General features: G+C 39.7%; 13 protein-coding genes. 6 read left to right on the top strand and 7 right to left on the bottom strand.

All coding sequences use genetic code 11. The annotated features are described in order from the left end of the window. The first annotated feature begins 251 nt into the window (after positions 1 to 251). A complete protein-coding gene (locus tag M2419_RS12690; RefSeq protein WP_259255215.1) occupies positions 252 to 2,939 on the top strand; it encodes a carboxypeptidase-like regulatory domain-containing protein in 2,688 nt (895 codons plus the stop codon). Between the two features lie 48 nt (positions 2,940 to 2,987). Here M2419_RS12690 and M2419_RS12695 read toward each other — a convergent pair whose 3' ends face one another. Further along, positions 2,988 to 3,410: a hypothetical protein gene (locus M2419_RS12695; RefSeq protein WP_409049513.1), complete on the bottom strand. Its 423-nt coding sequence runs from the start codon at positions 3,408 to 3,410 to the stop codon at positions 2,988 to 2,990. Positions 3,411 to 4,024: 614 nt separating this feature from the next. Here M2419_RS12695 and M2419_RS12700 point away from each other — a divergent pair. From M2419_RS12700 to M2419_RS12710, 3 genes are all read left to right on the top strand, one after another. Then, the gene (locus tag M2419_RS12700; RefSeq protein WP_182330002.1) at positions 4,025 to 7,144 is read left to right on the top strand and encodes a SusC/RagA family TonB-linked outer membrane protein; all 3,120 of its coding nucleotides are present in this window, start codon (positions 4,025 to 4,027) and stop codon (positions 7,142 to 7,144) included. A gap of 138 nt (positions 7,145 to 7,282) precedes the next feature. After that, positions 7,283 to 8,722, top strand: coding sequence for a SusD/RagB family nutrient-binding outer membrane lipoprotein (locus tag M2419_RS12705; RefSeq protein WP_259255217.1), 1,440 nt, complete (start codon positions 7,283 to 7,285; stop codon positions 8,720 to 8,722). Positions 8,723 to 8,822: 100 nt separating this feature from the next. After that, complete coding sequence (locus M2419_RS12710; RefSeq protein ID WP_153847922.1) at positions 8,823 to 9,248, top strand: tol-pal system YbgF family protein; 426 nt, start codon at positions 8,823 to 8,825, stop codon at positions 9,246 to 9,248. Between the two features lie 10 nt (positions 9,249 to 9,258). Here M2419_RS12710 and M2419_RS12715 read toward each other — a convergent pair whose 3' ends face one another. Beyond that, positions 9,259 to 10,134 carry a glycerophosphodiester phosphodiesterase family protein gene (locus M2419_RS12715; protein WP_259255218.1) on the bottom strand — a complete coding sequence of 292 codons (876 nt, stop codon included), beginning with the start codon at positions 10,132 to 10,134 and terminating at the stop codon, positions 9,259 to 9,261. A 289-nt stretch (positions 10,135 to 10,423) separates the two neighbouring features. On the opposite strand from M2419_RS12715, the gene M2419_RS12720 reads away from it, so the two are divergent. Beyond that, entirely contained in the window at positions 10,424 to 12,754 is a 2,331-nt protein-coding gene (locus M2419_RS12720; RefSeq protein ID WP_259255219.1) for a TonB-dependent receptor, read from the top strand. 1 nt (position 12,755) lies between these two features. Next, positions 12,756 to 13,937, top strand: a complete 1,182-nt coding sequence (locus M2419_RS12725) for a PepSY domain-containing protein (protein ID WP_153847919.1) — start codon at positions 12,756 to 12,758, stop codon at positions 13,935 to 13,937. Between the two features lie 341 nt (positions 13,938 to 14,278). Here the strand turns inward: M2419_RS12725 and M2419_RS12730 are convergent, their stop codons facing one another. The 5 genes from M2419_RS12730 to M2419_RS12750 all read right to left on the bottom strand — a co-directional run bounded on the left by M2419_RS12730 (position 14,279) and on the right by M2419_RS12750 (position 24,619). After that, positions 14,279 to 15,763, bottom strand: a complete 1,485-nt coding sequence (locus tag M2419_RS12730) for a RagB/SusD family nutrient uptake outer membrane protein (protein WP_153847918.1) — start codon at positions 15,761 to 15,763, stop codon at positions 14,279 to 14,281. Positions 15,764 to 15,799: 36 nt separating this feature from the next. Beyond that, complete coding sequence (locus M2419_RS12735; RefSeq protein WP_202883693.1) at positions 15,800 to 18,910, bottom strand: TonB-dependent receptor; 3,111 nt, start codon at positions 18,908 to 18,910, stop codon at positions 15,800 to 15,802. Positions 18,911 to 19,140: 230 nt separating this feature from the next. Beyond that, entirely contained in the window at positions 19,141 to 19,866 is a 726-nt protein-coding gene (locus M2419_RS12740) for a LytTR family DNA-binding domain-containing protein (protein WP_153847916.1), read from the bottom strand. A gap of 73 nt (positions 19,867 to 19,939) precedes the next feature. Further along, on the bottom strand, positions 19,940 to 21,259 hold the full coding sequence (locus tag M2419_RS12745; RefSeq protein ID WP_182330012.1) for a RagB/SusD family nutrient uptake outer membrane protein: 1,320 nt from the start codon (positions 21,257 to 21,259) through the stop codon (positions 19,940 to 19,942). A 21-nt stretch (positions 21,260 to 21,280) separates the two neighbouring features. Beyond that, complete coding sequence (locus M2419_RS12750; protein ID WP_259255220.1) at positions 21,281 to 24,619, bottom strand: SusC/RagA family TonB-linked outer membrane protein; 3,339 nt, start codon at positions 24,617 to 24,619, stop codon at positions 21,281 to 21,283. Between the last annotated feature and the right edge of the window lie 8 nt (positions 24,620 to 24,627).

Here is a 24,627-nt window from a genome sequence, read left to right on the forward strand (position 1 = left end):
TGCTATACGTTTCTTCAAGATGTTTATTGAAATGCTGTCCATATAGTTAAGTCCAATAGGCTCATTGTAAATAGGTTGTTTTGCAGACACATAATCTTAAAAAAATTGTAATAAATAGAATCCGCAATCGATTGTCTTATAAATAAATTTTCATTTATAGTATAATTTTCATTTCTTTAATATAGTATTAAAATGATTTACATAAAATCATCTTAATCACCAATATAGCCAAGATATACGTAATTAATTTTATGAAAATTTACTTATTTTTAATTTTATTACTCACTACAAATATAGCTCTAGGTCAATCGAAGGGAAAAGTTCTCGGGACGGTATTTTCTCAAAATGCGGAACCATTAGAAAAAGCAACTGTAACGATTCTCAATTCAAAAGACTCTTCCGTAGTTTCCTACCTCCTTACTGACACAAAAGGTAAATTTGAATTTGTTAAAATTCCCACAGGGACCGCATTAACGCTTTTTATTTCACATGTCAATGCAAATCCTTTTCGTAAGGAATTTACTATACCTAAAGGAGAAAATTATGATTTCGCTCACTTAAAGCTCGACTCGAAAAGCCTCGATGAAGTAGTCGTCAATATTGTTCCCCCCGTACGGATGAATAAAGACACCTTAGAATACAATACTAATTTCTTTAAGACTCGCCCCAATGCCAACGTCGAGGAATTGCTCAAAGAACTACCTGGTCTGCAAGTCAATATGGATGGTTCTATTTACTATCAAGGAAAGGAAGTTTCAAAAGTAAAAGTAAACGACAAGGATTTCTTTTCGAGTGACGTACGTATTGCCACACGAAATTTGGATGCTTCTCTTATCAAAACAGTACAGGTGTACCGTGATAAGGGCGAAACAAAAAAAGATAACGAAGACGAAGATAAACTGCCGATTACGATTAACCTAAAATTTAAGAAAGATTTTCTCAAGGCCAGTTTTGGTAAACTTTATGGTAGTGCAGGTACAAGGAGCAGGTATGAGGCCGGTGGTTTATTCAATACATTTAAGGACACACTACAGCTGAGTTTCCTCGGTTTTGGAAATAACATTAACCGCCAAAGTTTTGATTACAATGAATTGAACCAAGAAGCTGGACTTGGACGTGCCGAAAATTATGGATTTGATAATTTTGGAGGTAGGAACTATTCGGGTAAGGCCAACGATATTGGCTTGGGCTTTAATCTCAACAATGACTGGGGAAAGAAGACCAAGTTGAACATCATGTACATGCTGAAATATAATAAAGCCGAAAATCAAAATATCGGCAATCAAATCTCTTTATACGATCAGGAAAAACAATATTCAGCATCCGATTACCAGCAACAGGAGAAATCTATAGGGCATAATCTAAAAACCCTCCTCCGACATCGCATGGATACAACAGCCTATTTTGAATTTACACCGAATTTGGGTATCAATTCAAAAAACAATTCAACCTTCGGAATGAACCGCTCCTATACGGATCTCAAAAAACTAAATGACGCAACAGGTACGGGCGGAAATAAGGAAAATACCCTGAACTATTCACATGGATTCTATATCGAAAAACAACTCAATAAAAATCATATCGTATCTTTTAGAAATACGATTTCCATCAATACAAATGAAAAGACCGATACCTCCTTCCAAAACACCTATATATATGACACAGCTAAGCCGCGGACTAGTTTATGGTATAAAAACCGAACACAAAATAATTCCAACAACCTATATTTCAGTGCAGCCTATTATAATAAAATAATTAAAAAACTAAACTTTGACTACTACTTCACCTATGTTACTAACCGCCAAGGGCCACAGGAAAGTGTATATATCAACCGCGACAGCACTGGAGAAATGCATGCAGCTCCTTATGAAAATAGCTATCGTTACAAATACCAGGATTATATTACGGGTATTATATTTTACTGGAGACCTACCAAAGATTTTAACGTAAAATTTGGAACAGCCTATCAAGTAAAGGCAAATCATTTTGATTTACTTAAAATCAACTCTGTCGAGAAATCATCTTTAGGCTACTGGTTGCCCAATATTAATATCCGTTATAAAGATCTAAACCTCGGCTGGTATAAAGATCTCGAGTCCCCCGAGCTCTATGGAATTCAGCAGCTCGTCTTGGATTTAAATCCGTTATATACACGAAAGACATCCTTTATATTCAACAATATCGAAAAACAGAATGTCAGTATATCATACTATAAGTATACCTCGAAATTGCAGTTTAATGTAAATGGAAATATCAATTATGTCAATAACAGCATCGGGTCCCGTAGCTGGCGAAACAACAATACAGGACAAATGACCACCCAGATGTTTCTCGCTGGCTCAAAATATAACTATAGTACCTATACTTACCTGAGATACAACCTAAAAGCCAGTAAAAATTGGTCATTCTATCTATCGCAAAACAACAATATCTATACCTATGAAAATTATAGTTCCATCAATGATGTTGATAATAAAGGGACCAATATAGGGATCAATGCCAGCCAACAATTTTCCGCGACGTGGAAAAACCTAGTGACGATATCACCACAGTATACCTATTCTTGGAACAAGAACATAAATTCGGTAAAAGATAACCCCGACTTTATTGAATCGACCTATTCAATCCGTAAAATTGGTGCAGGATTGAATATTAATCCGATCCACGGATTTTCGCTGGAATCAACATACTCCTTAGATAACCGGGCCAGCGGATTAAGCGGCAGAAAAAACTACCATATCTTAAATGCGTCAGTCTATTATACCTTTAAAAATAATTCACAGCTAAAACTGACCGGTTTTGACATATTGAATCAGAATACCCAAAATTATTGGGGCAGTCAAGGCAACGTAACATATTTTGGGAATTCACTTACATTGAAACAATATTTTATGTTGGGCTACATCCATAAATTTAATATTATCAAAATAAAGAAATAGATCAGGTAAAGAGCTGAAGCTTGTTTATAACAACAATAAAAATGATCATTACAATCTTTCAATATTCGATATCTTACTTTTCATTTCTTCAAGTTCAGTACGTGATAAACGTTGCTTTTCAGAATAGCTATCTGCATGTTGCTCGCGCAATTTGCGTAGACCCTTTCGGCTATCCGCTTCATAATCGTTTAGGTCAAAGGTAACAGAGTCGGTCGTTAAATTGGCGATACGGTAAAGCGTACGCATCGTTTTTCCATCTTTTGTATAGGAAACCTCATACACATCACCAACCTTTGGATCTTTCAGGTATTTTTCGTTCTTTTTTACACCGTAAATTCCTGCTATAACAATAGCAGATACAAAAAGCCCAATCAGAACTAAGCCCGCAAAATATCCAAAAGGTGTTTTACGGATAGCTCCCGAAGATATGGCCTGAAGTGTTTGTGGGTTGATTTCACGTTGGTAACTCAACTTTTTGCAATGATTGCAAATGGTAATGACCTCCGAACTATAGGGAAATATGGGTATCCAAAAAACATGGAAATATTTAATTTGCCTGTAGGCAAAAAGGGATTGAACTGTGCCACAATAATCGCAGTTTCCGATTGCCGATTGCGATTTATTAGCTAAAACTTTTGTTCTTGTGCCAAAAATAATCATCGTTTTAACGTTTTAATTTACTATCATGGAGACACAAGAACATTGCCCTTTCTTATTCGAAAATACGAGGATTTACAATCCGTGCGTTGTCGTTTACGATTCGCACCTATCAATCAATATACTGATAGGCAACATATTGCAAATAACACAAGAAGGCGTTCCGGAAAAAAAACTTGATAACTCAGCTACTCCTTTCCTATAACGATGGCATCTCATCATTCTGACTCAAAAATTACAAAAAACAAAAAAACAAAGTATAGTTATCAGGTAGATTTTATATATTTGCATTAACATTTTTTAACACATGAAACAACATACAGATAATATCCTTAAAAAACGAATGTCCTAAGGGGATGTTTTTACAGGTAAATTTCAAATATCTCCTATAACCCAACTCAAACAATAAACTCACTATTATAATTAGTATGGCAAAAAACAACATAAATTTTGTCGTAATGGCCGCGCTTTGTCTTAGTACTGGCGCACTATACGCACAAACCACTATAAAAGGAAAGGTAGTCGACAACAATAACAATCCTATTCAAGGGGCTACAGTTACCGAAACAAACAGTAAAAAACAGGTTCAAACAGATGCAAATGGACTATTTGAGTTCCCTTCGACCGGAAGCTCACTTAACATCAGCATTCAATATATTGGCTTTGAAACTAAGACTGTTCAAACCAATACCACAGGTTTCACCACGGTTCAACTTCTGCCAACAACTTCTCAACTGGACGAAGTTGTTGTGACGGCATTGAATATCTCGAAAGAAAAAAAGACATTGGGATATTCTATTCAGGAGCTGAAAGGAAAGGATCTTTCCGAAGCAAAAGAAAGTAATTTAGTCAACTCACTTGCTGGAAAGGTTGCAGGTGTTCAAGTCACAAATAGTCAAGGTAATATGGGGTCTTCCCGGATTATTATCCGTGGAGAAACATCAATTGCAGGAAATAATCAGCCACTATTTGTGATCGACGGAACCCCCGTTGATAATTCCCAGTTGGGTACGAGCGGTAATCGGGATTATGCCAATGCAATCTCAGACATCAACAGTGAAGATATTGAATCGATCAGTGTACTAAAGGGGCCCAATGCTGCTGCATTATATGGTTCAAGGGCTGCTGCTGGGGTAATTTTGATTACGACAAAATCTGGAAAAAAACGCAAAGGACTTGGAATAAACATCAATTCAAATAATACAATCGAACGACTCTCCGTTTTACCCGATTATCAAAATGTTTTTGGACAGGGTGCCGATGGAAAATTCAGCTATGTAGATGGCAAGGGCGGGGGTATCAATGATGGTGTGGACGAAAGCTGGGGCCCAAAGATGGACGGCAGACTGATTCCTCAGTTTTATTCCAATGGTGAAGCCGTGCCATTCGTAGCACACCCGGATAACGTCAGGAGTTTCTTTGGCACGGGAAGAACCTTAAATAATGGCATTTCAATTGCCGATGCGACTGAGAAGATTGATTACCGTTTCTCCTATAATAACAGCAATCAAACGGGGATTATTCCCAATTCTTCCATTGAAAAAAATAATTTCAATATCAATACCCGTTATAAAATCACAGATGATCTAACGCTTACTGCCAATGCAAACTATGTGCGTACGAATTCTGGTAATTTACCTGGTGTAGGTGGTTTCCGTTCTAATGGTTACATGTTACAATTTACGTGGTTTGGAAGACAAGTGGATGTTTCGCGTCTAAAAAATTATCGAGATGCTAACGGCAGTCTAGTCAATTGGAACAATAGTTATTATAGCAACCCTTATTTCATTGCGGAAGAGAATACGGTTCAGCAGCAACGCGACCGCATTTTTGGCAATATTGGTTTAAACTATAAAATCAATAAGTATTTGACGGCAAACTTCCGTACGGGTAACGATTATTATACGGATCGTCGCAAAATTAGGATCGCATATGGCACGAATGGTACGCCGTATGGATCTTACGAAGAGGACGCATACACAGTAAATGAAAATAACACAGAGTTTACGCTGAATTATAACCGTCCCCTTTCCAATGACTTCACATTGGATATCCTAGGGGGCGGAAACATACGAAGCCAGTCCCGACAAAGGAATAACCAGAAGGCACCGCGTTTGGCAGTGCCAGATGTATATACACTGGCAAACTCGAGAGATGCTTTGATTTCAACAGGTGAATATAGTCCGTTGAAAGCCTACAGCATTTTTTCTTCCGCGCAATTGGGTTATAAAAATTATGCCTTTTTGAATTTGACGGCACGTAATGATTGGTCTTCAACCCTACCAGTTGACAATCTATCTTATTTCTACCCATCAGCAAACGCAAGTATCGTACTGACAGATGCTTTCTCCATTCAAAGCAATGTACTCTCTTTTTGGAAATTACGTGGAGGATGGTCTAAAGTAGGTAAAGATACCGATCCGTTCAACTTGATCGATTCTTATCTTTTTAGTGCTCCTTACGGAAATAGTCCACAATTATCAGTCAATGACATCAAGAAAAATCCAGATTTAAAACCGGAAACAACAACCTCTACTGAATTAGGTACCGAGTTGGCATTCCTCAAAAGTCGGGTACGTTTGGATCTAAGTTTATATAATATCAATAGTATCAATCAAATCCTAAGCGTCGATGTGAGCCCTTCAACTGGTTACAAAAAACAACTTGTCAACGCCGGAAAAATCAACAATAAAGGGTTGGAAATTCAACTTGGAGTTACCCCGATAAAGAAACAGGATTTTCAATGGGACATCAATGTAAATTTTGCTACAAATAAAAGTAAAGTGGTAGAATTAGACGATGCTGGGTTACTACAAAGCTATACGATCGGTTCTTCGGGAACGGTGCAGGTTTTGGCTGCAGTTGGAAAACCTTATGGAACTCTCTACGGAACCGGATTTTTAAGAAATGAAGCTGGACGTATTATTGTCAATGCAGATGGGACACCTGCTACTGACCCTGTCAACCATTATTTTGGAAAATTTACACCGAACTGGTTAGGTGGAATTACCAATCAATTCCGTTACAAAGATTTTGATCTGAGCTTTTTGATCGACATCAAACATGGTGGAAAACTGTATTCTGGCACGAATGCCACAGGTACAGGCACAGGGGTATTAGCCTCTACCCTTCCTGGAAGAGATGCTGAACATGGTGGCTTAAGCTATACCGTGAACGGTATAACATACGATGACGGTATTATTGCAGATGGTGTTAATGCAGATGGCTCAGAAAACACAAAAGTTGTTTCGGCACAACAATATTATAAAACGTTATACAGAACCAATGAAGCAAATGTATTCGATGCGTCTTATGTCAAATTACGCGAAGTAAAATTAGGCTACCAATTACCTAATCGCTGGATTTCCAAAATTGGTTTTCAGGGAGCATCTTTCTCTTTAGTAGGTCGTAATTTGTGGATTATTCATAAGAATGCCCCCAATATTGATCCGGAAACAGCTTTTAATACAGGAAATGCCCAAGGTTTGGAAAGTTTGCAATTGCCCACTACGAGAAGCTTTGGTTTCAATTTGAACCTGAAGTTTTAAGAAAATGGAACAATCGAATTAAAAATAGAACAAAACTTACGGATTTATACAAATAACTGGCAATCAACATCAACAAAGCAAATATGAGCACAAGCACAGTTGATAACAGATAATTGATAAACAAATAACGATTAGAAAATGAAAATAAATAGCAAACATATAGCAGGACTTTTTCTCTTACTAGGTCTAACGACGTCCTGTAAAGACGAGTTGGCAAAAGTAAACCAAAATCAGAATGAAGCGGAAACTCCTCAGCCTGCCTACCTGCTAACCAGTACAATTAAGACGACAACAGATAGCTATTGGGGTATAAGTAACAACCTCGCGTCTAGCCTTTTATTTGTTCAACATTGGGCGAGAATACAATATACTGATCCCGACCGTTACATCTTTACAAATAATGATTTTAACGAGGGTTGGTCCACTTGGTATTCGAAAAGCATAAGTCAATTGAAAATCATTCAAAAACTGGCGGAAAACACAGGAAATGACAACTATAAGGGGGTGGAAATCGTCCTACAATCTTGGGTATTTTCGTTACTCACAGACGCTTACGGTGAAATACCTTATACAGAAGCCGGAAACATTGACGTCTATCTTACACCGCATTACGATACGCAAGAGAAAGTATACACAGGCTTATTAAACGATCTGAAAAGTGCTCAGGCTTTATTAAATCCGAGTGGAAAAAATATTGAAGGAGACATTATTTATAATGGTAGCATCGCGCAATGGAAGCGTTTTACAAATGCACTTCGTCTACGCATTGCTTTACGTATCGCAGATCGATTACCAAATCTCTCCAAAACAACATTACAGGAGATTGCCGCAGAGGGAAGTGGATATTTGACCTCAAATGCAGACAATGCACAGCTTATCTACCGCGACGCACCCTATCGCAATCCGGTCAGTGCATCGTTTGAAGCACGGGAGGACTATAGAGTCAGTAAGACAATTGTCGACAAACTACGTTCACTCAACGATCCGCGTTTGGGTATTTATGCCGATACGACCACTACCTCAACGCCAGAAAAATATATCGGAGTACCAAATGGTTTAACGGCAAGTGACGCTAGTAACTTAGGCTTCGCTCGCACTTCAAGACCGGGTATCTATTTTAGAGATCCACATGCTCCAGCAGTAATCTTAAGCTTTTCGGAAACACTTTTTGGTTTGTCCGAAGCAGTCAGCAGAGGATTTATCACAGGTGATGCAGCAGATTATTACCAAAAGGCAATCCGTGCTTCTTTGGAACAATACAACATTAGCAATGACCAAATCGTTAGCTACCTCAGCCAGACAGCCATTAAGTTCGATTCCAACCGCTACAAAAAATCCATTGGGGAACAAAAGTGGATTGCCTTGTACGGACAGGGCTTAGAGGCCTTTGCAGAATGGCGTCGGTTAGATTATCCGCAATTAACACCTGCGAAGGCCGGGGCTTTAAACGGCAAAATTCCTTTGCGGTTTCTGTATCCCGGAACCGAACAATCACTCAACGGAACGAGCTATAAGGAAGCAATCGCACGTCAGGGCAGCAATACATTGTTAACCAAATTGTGGTTTGATGTAGAATAAATGTAGGTTAAAACAATTTTAAAAAAGCGGAAGAAGTTATTTTTCCGCTTTTTTCTGTAGATTTCTTATCTTCGTATAGCACTCTAAAGAATAAAATTTTATGGACGATCAAACATTAGACAGAATAGACCAACTTAGCGAGGAAGGAAACATCCAATGTGATGAAGGCAACTATCAGGCGGCGATCCGGGTGTGGACCGAAGCACTTGATCTAGTTCCTAGTCCACAACATGTTCATGCGGAAAGTCTTTGGCTCGAAGCTTCCATAGGAGATGCCTTTTTCTTACTGGACGATTTTGGCAATGCCCTCACCCATTTTGAAAAGGCAAAACAGAACATTATCGAAAATGCCTACGAAAACCCTTTTATCATGCTGCGCTTAGGACAGTGCTATTTGGAAGACAATAATAGCGAGTCTGCCCAGGAATATCTTCTCCGCGCCTATATGATGGAAGGAAGAGACATTTTCGAAGATGAATCGCCTAAGTATCTTAAATTTTTAGATGACAATATCGATTTGGATTGATAATAATCCGTCAAAACGAACCGATTACTTCACCAACTTCCATAGGGAGATCGGACTCAAGAATGGAGGCTCCTTCCGCAAATATGGCCCCATACTTTTCGGCGCGTTCTGCCTTTGTCTTCAGCTTATCGTAGGTAGACGCAGCTGAAATCATGCACATCACGCCTTTGTTGTTGAAGAATTGATACATCTTCAGATTGGAATCTCTCAGTTCTGGCCCAATATAGACTATCATACGGTCGTAGGGTAATCCAGAGGATTTAAATTTTTCCAATGCAGCCTGATCTTTGATATGCATGGACATATACTGTTCTGGATTCTGCGCCAAATAAAACGCTGCCTGTTCAGTATTATGTACCGTAACCCACACCCAACTGTAGGCATTGTATTTTTTGAGAACTGCTGCTGTAGCCGCCAAAGGCAAGTCTTTCTTATCTAAGTTCAGAATGGCTTTACCTTTTGCCCATTGAATGACTTCTTCAAGTGTGTTAATACCATACCGGGTAATATTTCCAGCCTGATCCTTTAATTTCAGCTTACGCAATTCATCCCAAGTATAGTCAGATACTTTTCCTTTTCCATTTGTTGTTCGCTCCAATATCGCATCGTGCATCAAAATAGCAACACTATCCTGGGTATAACGCGGATCTATTTCAAAAATGGCCGGTGTCTTTCGTAATACGGCTTCAAATGCCGCAATCGAATTTTCAGGAAGTCCAGCCTCCATCGTTCCCCGATGACCACTTACAATTTTTTTATCTTTAGCATAGGTAAAATAATCACGCATCGCCTTTGGAGAAGCAAACTCAAGTGAATGGATTTTTTGTCCGACGACTACTGAGTACGACGAAACAAAAAGAAAAAAAGCGAAAAATGTTCTACTCATTAATTTATAATTACGTTCAAATATATAAGCTTGAGCCACAAAAAATAACAGCCTAAATTAATCAACCAAGATCAATAAATCGTTAACAAAACATTCAATTCATATCAACCACCAATCCACGTATAAACATAAACTTAAGGAATCAAACTTTTACTGCAATATCAAATCCTCCTGAAAATCACTGTATACCACCTCTAAAAATCAAAAAAAAATATAATATAGCTGTTGGCACAACTATAAAATAAACTATATTTGCGCATTAATTTATATTTGATCTAAATAAATTACCATGAAAAACAGAACACGATATATGATGTTCAGCAGTGGAATTCTTTTGCTATTAAGTGCTCAGCTACATGCACAAGAATTATCCCTTATCGTAAAAGACAGAGACAATAAACCATTAAGCCAAGCGAATATCAAAGTTGACGGAAAAAGCGTCGGCTATTCTAATCAACTTGGACAATTCATTTTTGCCAAAAGACCTTCGAATAATCCGATTCAATTGCGGGTATCATACACAGGCTTTTCAACGGTTGAAAAAATGGTCAATTTAGATACCGTTCAACGTCCATTGTCAGTTCAGCTTAATTCTACCCAAGTGTTAGATGAGATTATCGTAACAGCAGGACGTAAGCCGGAAAGCATCTCCACTGTCCCTTCTTCAGTAACGATCTTGACCACAAAAGAAATTGAGGCCCAAAGCCAAATCAGCACCAATCTTTCAACAATTTTAGGGAATACCGTTCCCGGTCTTGGAACATCGACCAATAAAGCGACAAATTCCGGACAAACACTTCGTGGGAGATCTGTGCTTGTTTTGATCGACGGTATTCCACAATCAACGCCTTTGATGAATGGACAACGCGATCTTCGGACCATTGACCCGAGTGTCATCGAACGGGTTGAGGTTATCAAAGGTGCTACATCCATCTATGGAAATGGCTCAGCCGGCGGTATTATCAACTACATTACACGCAATCCATCGAAAGACGCAGCTCCGATACAAGGGATCACAAGTGTTAGAACTACATTCAATCCAGTTCATAGCGCCGGCACAATGGGCTATCGCATAGGACAAACCTTATACGGACAAAAAAATAAATGGAATTATACCGTCAGTGGATCCGCCGATTATGTTGGTCTGCAACGAGATGGTGACGGTATCCCCCTTGGTCAGACTGATGGTCTTTCAAACACCTATCAATATAACGCATTCCTAAAAGCTGGCTACCGTATTGATAGTAGCTCCAATATCACAGCAGTGTACAACTTCTACCGAAGTAACCAACACAATAGATACATCAGCCAAACAGGTGTATATGGTCAAACGCCAACGATAGGCGTGAAAGGCGAAGATCCAGGTAAACCTGCTGGAACTCCATATAACCACAATGCCATGTTGACCTATACTAAAAGTAATCTATTCGCGTCGACATCTTTAACTGCTTCTGCATACTACAATACATTTCGATCCATGAACCGTTATGTCGAGAAAGCTTCTGCATGGTATGGCCCGGGACAAACACAGATCAATTCGGAGAAAAAAGGCTTACGTGTTAACTTAAACACACCTTTTCAGGTATTGGGTTCAAATGCAGATATCACCTATGGTGTAGATTTACTAAATGATGTAACAGATCAAAATCTGACCGACGGCAGGGTCTATATTCCCTATATGAACATGTTAAACGTTGCTCCATACGCCCAAGTAAAAATTGATTTCCTAGAAAATTTAATCTTTAAAGGCGGTGTGCGCTATGAAAATGCAACAGTCAAAATAAAGGATTTCAATACCATTGCTACAGGCCCCAACAACGAAGGAAGTATTGCCGTAAAAGGAGGCGATATCCCCTACAAAGGAGCGACCTTCAATGCAGGTTTGCGTTACAACAAATTCGCGATCTTTAATCCCTTCGTTAGTTTCTCACAAGGTTTCGCGATCAATGAACTCGGCCGTATTGTGCGTCGGGCAACAGATAACGATCTAGATAGCCTAAAAACTGATCCTATTATCACCAATAATTACGAAATCGGATTCTCAAGCAATTACAGCATTTTCCAGCTATCAGCATCTTATTACTACAGTACTTCCAAAATGGGCGTTGAACTGGTGGACATTGGCGGTTACCTGATGCCACAACGCCTTCCAGAAGATGTGTATGGGTACGAAATTGCATTAAGCGCTAATATTTCGCCTCAATTGACCATCGGTGGAACCTATGCTTATGTGGAAGGAAAATCAAAAAAAGACGATGGATCAAAATCCTACCTCAATGGTTCACGTATCTCGCCAGACAAAGCAACGGGATACATCTACTATACTCCGATCAAACCCTTAACCTTTCAGCTTTTTTGGGTGCATACCGGATCCCGGGATCGCTTTCTTCCAAACGATAAAGGCGTATACAAAAACAGCGAAGGCCACGTTAAGACCGTTGACCTATTTAACTTAAATGGAAACTACCAAGTAAACAAACAATGGTCTATCGGCATGGGAGTAGAAAACTTATTCAATAAAAACTATTACCCTGTTGTCAGTCAATATCGTGCCTTAAATGAGGAATACGTCAAAGGACAAGGTATGCTGGCCTCTTTTAACATCAACTACAAATTCTAATATGTTTAAAACTGTCATTCTTTGGTTGCATAAATGGCTCGGAATCATCACCGGATTTGTGGTATTCATCCTAAGCCTGACAGGCAGCATATACACCTTTCAGGATGAGCTCAAGCTCTGGGCTTATCCTGAAAAATATTTTATCTCCGACACAACCAACCACTCAAAAACTCCGCTACCTTTAAGCACACTTCTTTACAGCGCACAGAAAAGCCTCAAAAAAAATCAAAAAATCACGCGGGTTGATCTCTATCCTTCGAAGAATCGTACCTGGGTATTTCGTGCCATAAAAACGGATGAAAAAGCATTTGGTCATTGGAATTATTACCGCTATTACAAACGCGTTTTCATCAATCCATATACTGGTCAAGTACAGCAAGTAGAAAATTCAAAAACAGAATTCTTTCAACTGGTGCTTCAGCTTCACCTAAACCTCCTCTTGGGCAAGCAATATGGCCATCCTATCGTCGCCTGGTCAACGGCCATTTTTGTCCTTATCTTACTTAGTGGCATTGTTCTTTGGTGGCCAAAAAAATGGAAGGGCAAGAATCTCAAGCGCAGTTTTTGGTTAGATACCAAAGTAAAATGGAAACGACTGAACCACGACCTCCACAATGTCATCGGATTTTACAGTTTATTTATCGGATTGATTTTTGCCATTACGGGACTTGCTTTTGCTTTTCCGGATTTTAAAAAGACCTATATCGCAACATTCAATTTATTGCAGTCGCCAACAGCTTCTTCCACACGCAGCTCCCCTATACCCTTGCCCGCTGTGGAAAAGAAATTTCAGGACAATGCGCTGCGGTATGCCTTGACAAATTATCCGGATGCTGAAATGATGTCGATCCGACTAAAAAAAGAAACCGAAACAGCAATGGATATACAGGTGAGACATCATGAAAAACGAAGCGGTGTATTTGATTGGCTTTATTATAATAAAGAAGACAGCAGTCTTACGGCAGTCAAATCCAGCAACGAATTGCAGTATGGGGATAAGCTCGGTGCACTTAACTATGATATTCATACCGGTGGCATCGGTGGACTCACAACAAAAATTATCGCTTGCCTAGCTAGTCTCTTTTGTGCTTCCTTGCCCATCACAGGATATATCATCTGGATGAACAAAAGCAAAAAGAAGAAAAAGAAAGGTTATCAACATAATGTTAATAAGTACTGTTAATAACTGTATTTTTCTTTTAAACAGGTTTTCAACAGCGTTATTAACATAATGTGGAAAACTAGCCTTTCCCCTATTTACCGACACCATCTCTTGTGCAATTTATACGAATGCGATACACCATCTGAAAAAAACAACATACAAGACAAAAAGACGACAATCTTTAAAACGAGAAGATCCCAACGCCAAGCAGCGCAAACAGCGCAACACTAAAAAAAGGAAGCATTCTTCAACAGAAGGAAGCAAAGCACACAGCCAAAAAAGAAAGTCGCGCAAGAAAAAAAGAAAATCCGATACACAGAAGTGCACCGGATTTCTTCAATAACAAACCAACAACTAACATACTAAAGATTCGGATTTCGCACCGTCTCTTCGTATGGTATAGCAAACAAATAATAAGAACTGTTTTCTACAAAATTAGAACCATTAGGAAATTTAATAACCCGGTGCCCTTGACCATTAACCAGCTTAGGCTTACCGTCTGCACCCACAATTTCTACTTGAATAGGTTTTCCCTCAGCATCAAGATAGGATTTACGCACAACCTTTCCCTGAGTCCGAAGAATATCCGACAAAGCAAATCCTTCACCCCAAAGTTCCTTGCGTCTTTCAATAAGAATGGAAGCAATTAATTGTCCATTATCATTTCCTGAAAACAGCTTAGCGTTTCTAGCCGTCCGTAATTTATTCAGCGCTGCTACCGCTTTATCGTTTTCACCAGCTCTTGCATAACCTTCAGCCGCTATCAAAACCATTTCAGAAGCACGCATGTATACAATATCTCCAATTAAATTGGACTTAAACTTAAACTTCTTATACCGTAGGAAACCTTCCCGACCAGGTAAATTATCCCATTCAAATAAAGCGTAACGCACATCACTGGTATCGAATAAATCTTTAAAATAAGGATCGGCCATAAAACTATAGTAATAAGATCCAGCTGACGACACATCCAAATAATGAAATGTATAACTTGCCACATTTTGCTCGTTAGTCTGCTGATGTCCCCAAATCCACTCACTATTTCCAAGATCATTAAAACCGGCCTGATAATCTGACGGAGTCATTAAATTATACTTCTGAGCTGCTTTTTCAGCATATTCCGCAGCTAGCTTCCATTCGCCTACCTGCAAATAGGTTCTCGCAAGCAGACCATACACGACATCCGCATTGATTTCGTATTTATCCGCTCTGCCAGCAGAAGCCAACAAGCTTTCACTGTCTTTGAGATCTTTCAAGATAAGTTCATACACTTCTGCCTGTGTTGACCTTGATTTTCCTTCAGTCGACAATGTACTTGGTTCGGTATAGATCGGAACAGACTTGGCATTTTTATCTTTCAGATAACTGAACTGGTAAAAAGTCGCCAGGTTTAGATAAGAAAACGCGCGCAATGCTTTCGCTCTTCCTTTCAATACATTTTTGGTTTCGACAGATCCCTCAGCTCCATCCACTTTCGCGATCACATTATTCATATTATCGATCACTTTATACAGCATTATCCAAAAAGAATTAACGCGATTAGAACGATTGTTTGTTAATTCGGTAAATGCGTATGCATCGCGATAACCGTATTTGGTCGTCACCGCAACATCACTTCCCATTGCATCACTTGTACGCATTACCGCCGTATAACCTGGATTGGCATAAGTAAAATAGGTATCATTTAAATACTTCCAGGTACCGTTGATCACCGTAGCAACATTGTCGGTATTTTTAAACACCTCACCTTCCGGCACAGAAGTGGTCGGATCCAACTCAAGCGCATCCTTACATGATGCATTCACTAGGGAGAGCGCCAATATGATATATACAATTTTTAGTTTCATGATTTTCATTTAAATTCTCAGATTAACAATAAGGCATTAAAAAACAAGCTGAATACCACCAGAGATTGTTCGCATTGCCGGATAGCGAAAATAAGTCGCTCCATTCACCGTCTGCTCTGGATCCATTCCTTGATGACCATAAAATGTCAATAGATTTTCGGCAGTTGCAAAGACACGAAGTTTTTCTACACCTATCCTCTTCAATAAATCCGACGGTAATCTATAGCCCAAACTCACATTTTTAAGGCGTGCATAAGTGCCACTGTAAAGAAAACGTGTGGACGAAGAGGTCCAATTCAAATTATCAGTTGTCAATTTAGGCACATCGGTCTGCGTATGCTCAGGCGTCCAACGCTCGAGGATCTCCTTGGACCAAGCACGTCCCGGATTATTACCGCTATGCATAAGCTGAATATAATCGTTATCTAATATCTGTCCACCCAAACTAAAACTCAACAAAGCAGACAAATCAAAATTTTTGTAAGTGAAACTGTTTTGAACCCCACCGACAAGATCTGGCAATGAAGTCCCGGCAATAAAATTACCGGCCTTACTGTATTCCGAAGTTTTTTCACCTGTTTTATTACCGTCCTTATCAGCGGTATACCATTGTGGGAGACCGTTATCTGGATTTACTCCAGCCCATTCCGGCAGATAAAAATCATAGATACTTCCGCCTACACGCAAGAGTTTATTCCCTGTAATGATCGGTTTGTTATCTTTTGGCAAAGCTGTAATCTTGTTTTTGTAATGTGAAAGATTGACGTCTAAATTCCATTTAAAATTTTCATTTCGAACCGGGACAGTACGAATATCCACGTCGACACCTGTATTTTTCAGCGCTCCAATATTTGCATCATAGCCCGTATAGCCTGTTGAATAAGCCATCGGCATGGTAAACAGCAAATCCTTACTCCGACGGTTAAAGTACTCCACACTCAATGAAACCCGGTTTTCAAATGCAGATACATCGACACCTACGTTCAAATTGAGGTTCGACTCCCATTTTAGATCTGGCGTAGCCAACCTACCGGTATACGTTCCGCCTTTACCCAAACTATTTGCAATGGTATAAAGTCCTTTATAAGCATAATAGGTACCTAAATTATCGTTTCCTTGTCCACCATAACTTGCTCTTACCGTCAGCTGATTAATTGTTGTATTATCCTTCAAAAATTCTTCCTGTTTCAGCTTCCATGATCCACCCACAGACCAGAATGTTCCCCAACGTTTTGCTGGCGAAAAGCGCGACGAACCATCGGTACGTAACGAAGTCGATAAATAATACTTGTTATCATAGTTATACTCCGCTCTTCCCAAGAAACTCAATAGCCTATACCCAGCACTTGATCCCGTGAAGTTATTGAGTTGTGATGCAGCAGCAGGTTCATCAAAGTAAGGGAGCACAAATTGCTGTCTGCTACCGTTGATATTACTACTGTTAAAATCATAGTATTCCTGGCCGGCCAATACATTGAGGTAATGTAAGCCAAACTGCTTCTCATAAGTCAATAGATTGTTCCAGGTCTGTGCTACTGTACGCACATTTGAACGATAAACATACCCGCCCGTATTCACACCGTCTCCCAGCAAAGGATTGGTATAGTCGTGTGTATTCCCGTTGATATAATCAACATTATATGTCGACTTAAATTTTAAATTTTTGGAAAACAACACTTCTAGATAAGTCCGGGCAGATAGATTTTCCCGACGGATATCATTTCTGTCCAAAGGAAGAGAAGCAGCTAGATTATTACGCGGTATTGCACCACTTGGACGATATTCTCCAAAATCGTAAATCTTATTTCCGGCTCCATCAAGCACAAATGAACCATCTGCATTGCGCTCATAGTATGGATAAAAAGATGGCACCAGCCTCGTAAAATTTATAATGTTTGCCGTATTGCTGTCCTCAGACTGCGGATATTTTTGTTGTGTACTGCTACCACCTATATTGAGACCGACATTTAACCAGGATTTCACTTTGCTGTCAAGATTTGCACGTAGGTTGTACCGTTTAAATCCAGATTCAATCGCTATCCCCTGATCGTTCAGATAACCACCCGAAATATAATAGGTGCTTTTGGCACTACCACCGCTAAACCCTAGGTCTGCTTGTGTACGCACTCCCGTACGTTGCAATACGTCGGTCCATGGATCATCCCATAGTGTCTTCGCGCCGGCAACTAACTTACCGTCTACTCCGACCGGCTGCGGGTATTGACTGCCATACGGATTGATATTTAAATCTGTCAATACGGTCTTACTTGCGTTGGACGCCGCTTGCTCTGCTGTAAGGCCATTTGACAGGTTTTTGTTTCTCAAAGCTTCCCAATAGAGCTGAAAATATTCATCGGTCGATACCTGATCATAGTCACGAACTGCACGGGTTGAATAGCCCTGTGTAAAATTGAGATTAATCTTGGTGTTGTCGGAAGACACACCGGACTTAGTTGTAATAATAATCACACCATTCGCCCCTCTGGAGCCGTAAAGTGCACTTGATGCTGCATCTTTTAAAACAGAGATAGACTGAATGTCATTCGGATTGATGGAGTTAATATCCCCTGCATAAGGACTACCATCCAACACGATGAGAGGTGAACTGGAGGCATTAATGGAGCCGATACCCCTAATACGTATGGCTGCTTCAGTACCTGGCTGTCCCGAGGACGCTACAGACTGTAAGCCCGGTACCTGTCCCTCCAGGGCCTTTGTAATATTTGATACCTGTCTATTTTCAATAGCTTTACTGCTCACCGTACTGACCGATCCCGTTATGTTTGTACGTTTGGCAGTACCGTAAGCCACGACCACCACCTCTTCCAGATCTGTACTGGAGGGTTTCAAGGACAATGTTAAGTTTGTACTTGTTGCTTTTAGCTGTTGAGATTCATAACCTACAAAGGAAAATTCCAATACCGGTAATACGTCACCTGTGACATTGATTGTAAACTCTCCTTTTGAATTCGTTAAGGTTCCTTGATTTTGCCCCGAAACGCGAACATTTACTCCAGGAAGTAGGTGACCGGTATTGGCATCAACAACTTTTCCTTGTATAGCCCGCTGCTGAGCATACAACCTGTTCATATTGACACCTGATAATGCTATCGCAGCAATAGGAAAGTATTTAAGTTTTGCGTACATCGTAAGAATGCTTTACTAAATAAGTTAAGTGTGATTAAATACAAAAAACACAGTGGCTCCTTGCATTCCAATAAAATCTACCGAATAAGTAGTTTTTATTGGAATGCAAATATATAACAAAATCTATTAATTCAATAGATTTTGTTATATAAAAACACAAAACACTATAAATGAAATATTTAAAATTAAAAAATAAGCTTTTAAAAGTTATTTAGTAAGCTAACTCACTATTATTGATCAAGCCATTTTTGAAACTTCGGAGATCGTTCCTCACTAACAATGACTACAATTCCCGCTGGAGTTGAGGGTATTAACTCTAATTTGATTCTATTTCGACTAATTTTTAACATGGATTGAATCGCATCTATTCGGACAAGAAATTTACGATTGATCTGAAAAAAAACTGTTGGATCTACCTGTGTAACGAGATGAGTGATGGTATCTTCAATAATATATGCAATTCCAGATCCTTTTTCTACAGCATACAGCTCTTTGTCTTCTGCCATAAAATAAGCAATATCAGCAATGGCCAGCGACTTTAAAAAATTACCATATTTCACTAGAAAACGCTGTTTGAGCCGAGGCTCTACTTTGGGCAGTAGCGGTTCGATACGTTTCATGACCTCAGCCAACTCGTCGCTGTCGAAAGGTTTTAACAGATAGGCATACCCCTTATTTTGGAAGGCTTCCAATGCATATTGTTCGTAAGCAGTCGTAAAAATCAGCGGCACATCGATAGATACCTGCTTAAAAATTTCAAAGCTCAGCCCATCCATCAGGTGGATATCCATAAAAATCAGATCGAATTGATTTCTATTGATCGTCATCACCGCTTCCTGAACCTCTTTTGCATTGGTAAAGATCAGTTCGCTTTCTCCGTAGAGCGCAGTCAACATCTCCTTTAAACCTACAAAAGCCCAGTCTTCGTCTTCGACAATCAGTATTTTCCATCCCATGGGTTGAATGTAATAAAAAATCCATTTCCTAAAAAGAAAATGGATTAATATATATAGGATTTAAAAAAATCAATTATTTTAACAGATCGGGATTATTATTGATTGCTTCCTGTGGATAGCGAATCACATAACGTGGATCGTTCTGCTGCAGGGTTACCGTTCTGCCGAAACTACTGTGCGTGATCGCAGGGCGTGTCGTCCGTTTTAGATCATACCAGCGTAATCCCTCTAGCGCCAGTTCACGCTTGCGCTCCAGTAAAACCGCATCCAGTAACTGTGCTGTTGACAAACCTGCGTCAGCCTTAGTTTCTTTGGCATAGGCATCTGCTGTGAATCTATTTTTCTTTAAAGCAGACAGATATTTTAATGCCTCTGCAGTATTTCCCAGACGAACATAACATTCGGCCAACGTCAAATAAAGATCAGCATTTCTAAAACTCACATTAAAACGGTTGTCCCCACCTTTGAGGGATACATAATTGCCTCCACTTTTTTGGAAGTAACGACCTTTTCTCAAATCGCCTGTTAAATAACTGTCTAACAAGGCCGGTGAAATAAAGGAACTTGTACGTACTCCAGGAACAGATACTTTTTCCAAAGCCATAATCATCTCTGCGGATTCAAAATCATTCGGAAGTAGGCTTCCAGCAGCATTGAGATCAACCAATTTGTCATTTATAACCAAAGCTTTTTTAGCGGCATCAATTGCTTCTTGCCACTCACCACCGTATAGGTGAACGCGTGAGGCCATTGCAAAAGCAGCGCGTTTGCTAAAGCGGTAATTAACACCTTTTGTCTGATCATCCACAGTCAGTAACGCTGTCCCTTTTTCCATATCAGCCAGGATCTGCACATAAGACTCTCCAATGGTCGCAGGTACAAAACGTTGTTCCAGGTCAATCTTTGTCGATAAAGGAACGCCCCGAAGCCCTGCATTACTCGCCGAATAGACCTCGCTGTAGAGATTTAATAACTCAAAATGAGCATAAGCACGCATTAGGTAAGCTTCTCCTTTGATTTGGTCCACTGCTGCATTGCTAGCCAACTTTTCATCGATTGTACTAATGACCTGATTGGTATAAAAAATACTACTATAAAATGTCAGATAGGGATAAGCAATTGTTGTCGGATCAGGATTTTGATCGTTCCAAAGATAAATATCTTTGGTTCTAGCGGCATCAGTCGAACTTTCATCCAACAATAGCTCATCTGTACGCAAGGACAAATAGGACTTATGTGCAGGAAAGTTTGCATAACTACTTGTCATTAAACCTCTAAAATCACTTTCCGAAGTAGGAATAACCGTCCCTACCGGTTTTATATCTAAATATTTATCGCAGGAAGTCAATGCACTTGCTGCCATGATCATTCCAAAATAAACTATCTTTTTCATGTTATAAATCAATTAAAAGAATTAAAAACTCGCTGACAGACCGAAGGCAAAAGACTTGCTGATCGGTTGTGCATAATAATTACCGTAAGTTTCAGGATCAAAATATCCGTCATAATTTGCTCCAAAGACAAATAGGTTACGTCCTTCTACATTCACGCGTAAATTGCTTGTACCAATTTTTTTACTTAGTGCAGCAGGGAGTGTATAACCTAAACGAATGCTATTGATGCGGACATAGCTCATTTTCTTTGCCCAGATATCATAGAGATTGAATGATTTAATTGGATCATTGCTTTCCAACCAAGCATAGGCCATCCAGCGATCATTGAATTCAGAACTTATGCTTCCCAAAGCAGGCATATTACCACCCTCTTGCAGTGCCTTCAAAAGATCTGTTGTATAATTCTGACCACGGTCTACCAGAGCCGGATTATAAGTCGGTGTACGACTTACCCAACGCTCCAAATTAAACACAGCAGAAATCGCGAGATCAAAGTTAGCATAACGGAAACGGTTGGTCATTCCGCCGATAAACTTCGGATCTTTACTACCCTTGTATTTAAATTTAGAACGGTATTCTGCAGCGGTCATATCGGTTTGTGAAATATAACCTGGCAAAAACTCCGCCCATGGATCATATAATCCAAAAAACTGCTCAAAGCTCGAAACGGATCCATCCTGATTTCTGAACTGCATCACCCCATCTTTATCCAAACCAGCCGTTTCCAATACGTATAGGCCATTAATTGGACGCCCTTCCTGTGTTTCAAGCGCATAAGCTTTTGGATCAGCGAGTACTTTTAATAATTTATTACTATTGTGTGCAATATTAAAGTCCGTTGACCAGGAGAATTTATCCGTTTGGATCTGACGGCTTGATATCGTCAATTCCACGCCTTGGTTTCTTGCTGAGGCCCAATTAACTTTTACGTTTTGGAAACCGTTTTCCAAAGGTATTGAGCTATAATCGATTAAGTCGGTACTCTTTCTGTTATAATAATCAACCGTAATATTTAATCTGTTTTTCCATAGGCCTAAATCAATCCCAGCATTATAAGATTGGGTCTTTTCCCAACGAAGTTTATCATTAGCAGGCATATCAACAAATACAGTTCCTTCATTATTACCTGGCAACATTGTAATGTTATTATAAGAACCAACAATAAAAGGATAAGTATTGCGATCAATATTTCCTTGCGTACCGTAAGACGCGCGCACTCGGAGATCAGACAAAGCAGTTTTCCCTTTAATAAACTCTTCCTCTAGCACATTCCACGATCCCGAAACAGACCAAATCGGTAGAAAACGATATTTGGGATCAACACCAAACATATTAGAACCATCTTGTCGAATACTTGCATATACATTGTATTTCCGATCAAATGTATAGGTCGCATTCCCATAGAATGAGGCATATGAGCTTTCTACAAATCCTTTTTTATACTGTACAAACCTTGAATCATTTTGGTAGGTACTATTTGGAAAAACAATACTTTGCGTCGTCAATGTTGCCGGATTGTACCCGAAACCCTTCGTTGTTACGATTTCACTCTTGCTCCGTCTCAGTTCTGTTCCTCCCATCAATTCCAGCTCATGACGATCGTTCCAGGTTTTGTTGTACTTTAAATAAGTTTTCCAATTGTATTGGAAAACGCTATTATTGGAATTTTCTATTGTCCCACCAGTAGGCAAAAAATACTTATTTGTCTTGCTGGCGGTATCGTAGTAGCGGGTCGCAGCACGCAATTTTCGGGTGTTATAACTTTCCTGATCTGCAAATTTTTCAGTTTTATTTTCATCAAATTGCAAACCAAGCTCTGTTCTCAAGGATAACTGTGGTAAAATAGCGTATTCCAAATAACTGATTGCTTTCAGTGCTTTATTTGTTAACGTGTATTTGGTATTATCACGCTCTTCAATTGCGTTAAATGGGATATAAGTATCTCTTTCAAAGCCCTCGATATCTGGATCATAGTTAAATTTCCCAGATTGATCATAAACTGAAAGATATGGATTAACCGAACGCACATAATAACTTGGGTTCGTGAAAGCATCCCGATCCTGAATCGGATTTTGTCTATTCGAAACTGATCCTAATACATTAATACCAGCTTTAAACCGATCGTTGATTGTAAAATCGTTATTTAATGTCAATGAATAACGACGAAGATCTACCGCTTTTGTAGCACCTTTTTCATCGTACAAACCTGTTGACAAATAATAGCGATGCCCATCATTACCGCCTGAAATAGATGCGGAATACTGTTGATTGACCGCCTGACGGTATAATTCATTCCCCCAATTCGTTTGTTGCGTGCGCAATTGACTGATCGACTGCTGCACTTCTGGTGACAAAGCTGCTAAACCACCGGTGCGATAAGCATCCAATGCATTTGCTTTATTTAGGATCCGCATAACAGCGCCCTTATCCGTACGATAATTGAGATCCGTACGATTGGCCATCAATAACTCAAAATCCACTTTTTCATTGGCATCCATCAGATTGAGTTTACCGAAATCCGGACGTTGCGTCACAAAGGTATTTGCTGACACCTGCAATTTTGCGGGACCAGATTTACCTCTTTTTGTGGTAATCACAATGACCCCATTTGCGGCCCGGGCACCATAAATTGAAGTCGCCGCAGCATCTTTTAAAACGGTAATATCGGCGATATCATCGGGATTAATGCCTGCAATAGGAAGATTTGTCAAGCTATTAAGATCATCTTTCTCTATTCGGTTTGGCATTGCCGTACCTTCAATCGGCAGTCCGTCAATCACCCATAAGGGGTCTTGTGTGCCATTGAGTGATACAGTACCACGAATACGGATCTGTGGTGCACTGTTAGGTCCACCATTAAAATTACTCAGCTGCAAACCTGCTACCTGACCAGCAAGCATTTCATCGATCGATGCAACCCCCGTCTGTTTGATGTCTGCTACATTGATTTTATTGTAAGCCGTCGTATTCTTACGCTTTTTGATATCCGTATAACCTGTTACGATCACCTCATCCAAGGATTCACCACTTGGTTGCAGCAGGATTGTTTTATGATCCTGGAATACCGGCACCTGAATACGCTGGTACCCGACATAGCTAATCGTTACATATTTTAAATTACTAGGCACTTTTAAGCGAAATTCACCAGCCGCATCGGTCAATGAACCCAATGCCGACTGCTGCACCTGATTAGGTACACCGATATCTTCTGCTACTGCCGAACTTTCAACGACAACCGTCGCCCCCACGACCGGTTTTAACGTGACCGCATCCAAAACCTTTCCTTTCAGTTCCCTGGATTCCTGCGCATGCGCAACGTGCACACACATGAAGGTCAACGGTATTAAAAACTTATTCATTTTGGTAG

It is taken from the genome of Sphingobacterium sp. BIGb0116, assembly GCF_024808035.1.
Lineage (GTDB): Bacteria > Bacteroidota > Bacteroidia > Sphingobacteriales > Sphingobacteriaceae > Sphingobacterium > Sphingobacterium paramultivorum.